General features: G+C 44.5%; 5 protein-coding genes. 2 read left to right on the top strand and 3 right to left on the bottom strand.

What is annotated here, in order from left to right; all coding sequences use genetic code 11:
* The first annotated feature begins 91 nt into the window (after positions 1–91).
* Complete coding sequence (locus PLE34_RS21520) at positions 92–1,438, top strand: sensor histidine kinase (RefSeq protein WP_324560601.1); 1,347 nt, start codon at positions 92–94, stop codon at positions 1,436–1,438.
* On the opposite strand, the gene PLE34_RS21525 is transcribed toward PLE34_RS21520, so the two are convergent.
* The 3 genes from PLE34_RS21525 to radC all read right to left on the bottom strand — a co-directional run bounded on the left by PLE34_RS21525 (position 1,424) and on the right by radC (position 4,454).
* Complete coding sequence (locus PLE34_RS21525) at positions 1,424–2,356, bottom strand: alpha/beta hydrolase (RefSeq protein ID WP_324560604.1); 933 nt, start codon at positions 2,354–2,356, stop codon at positions 1,424–1,426. The genes PLE34_RS21520 and PLE34_RS21525 overlap by 15 nt on opposite strands.
* Before the next feature lie 247 nt (positions 2,357–2,603).
* A complete protein-coding gene (locus PLE34_RS21530; RefSeq protein WP_324560607.1) occupies positions 2,604–3,575 on the bottom strand; it encodes a DUF6454 family protein in 972 nt (323 codons plus the stop codon).
* A gap of 183 nt (positions 3,576–3,758) precedes the next feature.
* Entirely contained in the window at positions 3,759–4,454 is a 696-nt protein-coding gene (gene radC, locus PLE34_RS21535; protein ID WP_324560610.1) for a RadC family protein, read from the bottom strand.
* Positions 4,455–4,950: 496 nt separating this feature from the next.
* On the opposite strand from radC, the gene PLE34_RS21540 reads away from it, so the two are divergent.
* Positions 4,951–5,431: ribose-phosphate diphosphokinase (locus PLE34_RS21540; RefSeq protein WP_324560613.1), on the top strand; the 481-nt coding region annotated here is incomplete at its 3' end.

Here is a 5,431-nt window from a genome sequence, read left to right on the forward strand (position 1 = left end):
ATTTGCCTCATCATAAGTGACTGTTTTTTGTCAACCTATTTTAGGCATGCACAACCTGTAACCTGCACCCTGTAACCTGTAACCTGTTAGCATGTTTAAAAAATACGAATGGCGGATATTAGTAAGGGTGGCGCTGTTGTTCATCACATTATGCGCTACGGCTTTTCTGGTAATGAAAGGCACAGGCAGCTACGTATACCTTGCTATCCTCATCCCTGTTGTAATATATGAGCTGTATGATTTTTACCGGTTTCATAAAAAAGCGCACGATGAGGTATCACAGTTTGTAGAGTCGGTACATTACCGCGATTTCTCCCGCCATTTTGATGTGAAGCACGCGCCGCTTGAACTGCAGCCCCTCCGCAGGGGATTCAATGATATCAATACTACGTTTAAAGTAATTAGTAAAGAGCGGGAAACGCAATACCAGTACCTGCAAAAAATACTGGAGCTGGTAGATACCGGCATCCTTTCTTACGATCACGGGTCGGGCGAAACAGGATGGATGAATGAATCGCTCAAAAAAATGCTGGGTATTCCTTATCTCAAAACCATTCATTCGCTGGAGAAAAGAGACGGGTTGCTATACCAGGAAATTATTGCATTGCGGCCGGGCGAAGGCAAAGTGGTGCAGCTAACAAAAGACAGGAACATGATAAAAGTGTTACTGTCGGCAACCGCTTTTCAAACAGACGGCAGGATATATAAGCTCATCGCCTTTCAGAATGTAGATGAGGCATTGGATGAAAATGAGGCCAAGGCCTGGCAAAAGCTGCTGAGCGTAATGACGCATGAGATCATGAATTCAGTGGCGCCTATTTCTTCCCTGGCCGATACGCTTAAAAACCGGTTGCAGCTTGCTTCTAAACATATAGAAGACGAGGAGGGAACGGTAGAAGACCTGGAGCTGGGTATTATTACTATTAAAAGAAGGAGCGAAGGGTTGTTGAAATTCGCGGAAACCTACCGCAACCTGAACAAGATCACTACACTCAACCTAACCAGAATATATGTGCGCGACCTCTTTGAAAACCTGTTCCGGTTAATGCAGCCCAGCCTGCAGCAAAAAAATATTGATATGGATGTGATACTGAAAGACCCGGAGCTGGAAATTGAAGCCGATGTGAACCTCATGGAGCAGGTAATGATCAATTTGCTGGTAAATGCTATGGAAGCGGTGAAGGACCAGGCACAGCCGCATATTGTTTTGTCGGCCTATAAAACAGCCAGTCAAAAAGTAACGGTAAAAATAGCGGATAATGGCAGCGGTATTCCCGCTGATATCCTGGATAAAATATTCATTCCTTTTTTCAGCACTAAAAAAAGCGGCAGCGGCATAGGACTGAGCCTGTGCAAGCAAATAATGATGCTGCATAAAGGCAATGTGCAGGTACAAAGTACCGAAGGCGAAGGAACCGCTTTTTTACTGAGCTTTTAGCCAGCCGTTCCCGTTTAACCAGTTTTTACACCTGTCCATCCATTCATCTTTTGTAGTGGCGTTATGCATGCCAAACCCGTGACCGCCATTTTGGTAAATATGCAGCTCGGCTGCTATTTTATTTTTTATGAGTGCCTGGTAAAAAGCAATGCTGTTGTTGGGGCTTACACCGCCATCGTCTGATGCATGTACTAAAAAAGCAGGGGGCGTTTTAGCCGTAACCTGCTTTTCGTTGGAGTATAAAAGAAGTTGTTGGGCTGATGCATTGCCACCCAGCAGGTTTTTAAATGATCCGCTGTGTGTAATGGCAATATCGGCGCTGATAACAGGGTAAATAAGGATCATAAAATCCGGGCGAACACTTACACGATCCGGGTTGTCAATCAACGAACGTTCAAAATGCGTTCCTGCGGTAGAAGCCAGATGCCCTCCGGCCGAAAAACCCATGATGCCGATCCTTTCCGGGTGAATGTTCCATTTTTTAGCGTTAGTTCTTACCGTTAGTATGGCCTGCTGCGCATCCTGCAGGGGAGCGATGGAAGGATCTGTTTGATTTTTTTCATCGGGTATGCGGTATTTTAATACAAATGCTGCCACGCCCATTTCGTTGAATTTTTCGGCTACTTTAAAACCTTCATGGTCAATGGCCACTATGCTGTAGCCGCCGCCGGGACAAATGATCACCGCCGTTCCGTTAGCTTTATCTGCCGGGGGCAAATAAGCCGTTAGTGTAGGGATTTTTATTTTGCTCACGCGGAGAATACCACCGCTGGCTTCGGATTTTTCTTCATCAGGTCCCGGTAAATTACCCGGTACTTTATTTTCAGGGTATAAGGCCATTTCTATTGGTTTGTTTTGAGTATAACCGGTTGGGGTAAGCGCAAATATGAATAAAGCCAGTGCAAGAAACCGTTTCATACTATTTATTTTTTGAAAGGTAATATAAAATAGGATAAACAGGAGTGGGAGTTTGTGGTTTGAGCGTTTAGCGTTTGGGAGGGTTCGGAGGATAAGGTATAGGGTGTAAGGGATTAGCCAAAAACTACTAATGATGGACCCGGTACTCCTTTCTCCCTTCTCGTGAAACGTGAAACGACAGATGATAAATGATAAATGAACATCTTCTTCTCACCTCTCACGTCTTTCTTCTCACCTATCTCATCCTTTACTCCTCCAACTCATAAGTATATAAAGTAGAATGATCATCTTCGGGCACAAAATAGAACCGTAGCTTTCCGCTTACGATTTCTGCAAAGCAGGGATTATTTGTCATAACCGTTCCCGGTTTAGCCCATTCATTTACCGGGAACTGAAACACGGATGAATAATTACGCATATCAATCACTTCTATCCCACCCAGTTTAAAAGCCGTGCCATTATTGGGGTGTTTGTATGTTTTTAAACCGGCGCAAAGCATAAGTCCATCGCCAATATAATTGCAGTCCTGGTAATCTATATAGTAATGCAGGTTTTTAATACCCTGTTCCGAAACAGGCTGGAGCACGGTGCTGTCACTAACCGTAGCAACCTTCCATTCGTAAAATTTTCTGCTGCCCCAGTTCATGCCCACAAGGGTATGGTTATCCCTGTTATAAGCTATTGCCCCAAGCGCGTCATTACATGCAGCCATTTTTGTTTTTTGCATATTGCCCGGATCAATCCTATAAATAAGGGATTTGCCATTGGGACGGTATTCACACACGGGAACCCATATATACTTCCCGTCGTAATCAATTCCCCCGGGATGATAAATAACGCCTTCGCCTATCTGAATGCTGTCTGTCAGTTTTCCATCACTGTCAAACCTGAACAAATAACCCATACCATCGCCGTTATCGCGGTCGTATCCGTTCATTATTTTACCATAAGGCTTTGGCCAGCGGTTTACTTTTACGGCTGTCATGTAGAAGAAGCCGTTTACTTTGGTGAGCCCCTGGGTATGATAGGTGGTAAAACGAAGCGGTGTTGCCGAAATTTGTTTCCATTGGCTGTTTGATGAAATCGGTTGTAATTTTTTAAATATAGGAGAGGTGCCATGTGCTTCTGTACCCGTATCGGCATGCTGGGCGGATACCGCGGCACCTGTGGCAATGCATACAAATACAAGGCAGGTAAAATAACGGATAGGCTGTTTCATATTAAGTGGCTTATATGCAAAGCGGTAATATAAAGATCAGGTTTTTATGCAAAACCCAAAACTTAAGTCGCACCGGGGAATAGTGTTGAAAGTTTGTGGTTTGGAATTTTATAGTTTGGAAGTTAGGGTTACGGGGGAATGACACTGTGTGCTAATGGCTGAAAGCTGACTGCTGACCGCCTCTTATAGCAACCCCTCATCTGCAAAGCTGAAAAAACCCGCTTCGCTCACAATAACGTGATCGGCTACCTTAATATCGAAATAACGGGCGGCTTCCTTTATTTTCTGGGTCAGCGCCTCATCGGCGCGGCTGGGTTTAAGACTTCCGGAGGGATGGTTATGGCAAAGCACAATACTTACGGCATCTTCTTCCAACGCTCTTTTTAAGATTACCCTGGGATCGGCTACCGTACCTGTTATACCTCCGCGGCTGATGATTTCCATATGATTAATCTTGTTGGCCTGGTTCAGGAACAGTACCATAAATACTTCTTTATCCTGGTCTTTGAGCATGGCATGCAGGTACCTGGCAATGCTGCCGCTATCTGTAATTACCGGTTTGTTCAATATTTCACCCGCCTGCCTGCGCCGGCCCAGCTCTAATGCGGCTGCAATAGTGATGGATTTTGCCTCGCCAATTCCTTTGATCTTCATCAATTCTTTTATGGAAAGCCTGCCCAGTTGGCTCAGGTTATTGCTGCCCATCTGCAGGATCTCTTTGGCCAGTTCAACAGCAGATTTTTGACGGGTTCCATGGTGTAACAGTATGGCTATCAGTTCGGAGTTACTTAAGTTTTCGGGTCCTTTATTACGCAACTTTTCCCTTGGCCGGTCGTCTTCCGACCAGTGTTTGATGGATGTTTTTTGTGCAGGCAACATAATTTTTGTGTTTTTCAGCCGTTATTCCATCCTGTAAGATATCCAAATTCCTTTAAAAATCGTTAAAATCTACTCCTTATGAAACTGTCGAACCGCCAGCTTGTTATTGGCTCCCTTCAACCCCTTTTGTTTTGCATAGGCATGTATTTCGTTGTGCTCATTTTTTCAGTATTTGTATGTTCCTCCATATACCAGGCTTTTAAGAATCATAAAAAAACCACTGCTACCGAAGTTAAAACAACGCCTGTTGCTTCTGCTCACCCCCGGGTTGCTCTGTCATTTAACAGATAAAGCTTATTAAGTAAGGAACATCTTTACAACCTAATACACGGGAGATTAACGGCATAAGCCACAGTATTAAATAAAGCAGGCAGCACCCGGCCTGTTAAATGAGTTATTTTACTCCTGGGGCTTCGCGGCGTTTTTGATACTTTTTTAAAATACCCGGTCATTAGTTTCCTCCTTCTTTTTATCTTCGCCCCATATCCACTTATTTATGCAACCGAAGGCGAAATTATTTTCAGGTACCGGATCCCGCTATCTTGCAGAAAAAATTGCACAACAGTTTGGACAGCCATTAGGAAAAATAAGCATCCAGCGTTTCAGCGACGGGGAAATTCAGCCTACCTTTTTAGAAAGCATCAGGGGCGACTATGTTTTTCTGATCCAGAGCACTTTTTCTCCTTCAGACAATATCCTGGAATTGTTACTGATGATTGATGCGGCGCGCCGGGCATCTGCCGATAAAATTATTGCTGTTTTGCCCTATTACGGCTATGCCCGGCAAGACAGGAAGGATAAGCCCCGGGTGGCCATTGGGAGCAAGCTGGTAGCCAACCTGTTAACCGCCGCCGGGGCCGACAGGGTAATTACGATGGACTTGCATGCGCCCCAAATCCAGGGCTACTTTGACATCCCTGTAGATCATTTGGACAGCTCTGCTATTTTCATCCCTTATATTGAAAAACTTAATCTGG

Origin of the sequence: Agriterribacter sp., from assembly GCF_035445465.1 — a bacterium.
Classification (GTDB): Bacteria; Bacteroidota; Bacteroidia; order Chitinophagales; family Chitinophagaceae; genus Agriterribacter.

Bases quoted from the DNA above. Each gene is read 5' to 3' on its own strand.
- PLE34_RS21520 (WP_324560601.1), top strand. From the start codon at position 92: ATGTTTAAAAAATACGAATGGCGGATATTAGTAAGGGTGGCGCTGTTG.
- PLE34_RS21525 (WP_324560604.1), bottom strand. From the start codon at position 2,356: ATGAAACGGTTTCTTGCACTGGCTTTATTCATATTTGCGCTTACCCCA.
- PLE34_RS21530 (WP_324560607.1), bottom strand. From the start codon at position 3,575: ATGAAACAGCCTATCCGTTATTTTACCTGCCTTGTATTTGTATGCATT.
- radC (WP_324560610.1), bottom strand. From the start codon at position 4,454: ATGTTGCCTGCACAAAAAACATCCATCAAACACTGGTCGGAAGACGAC.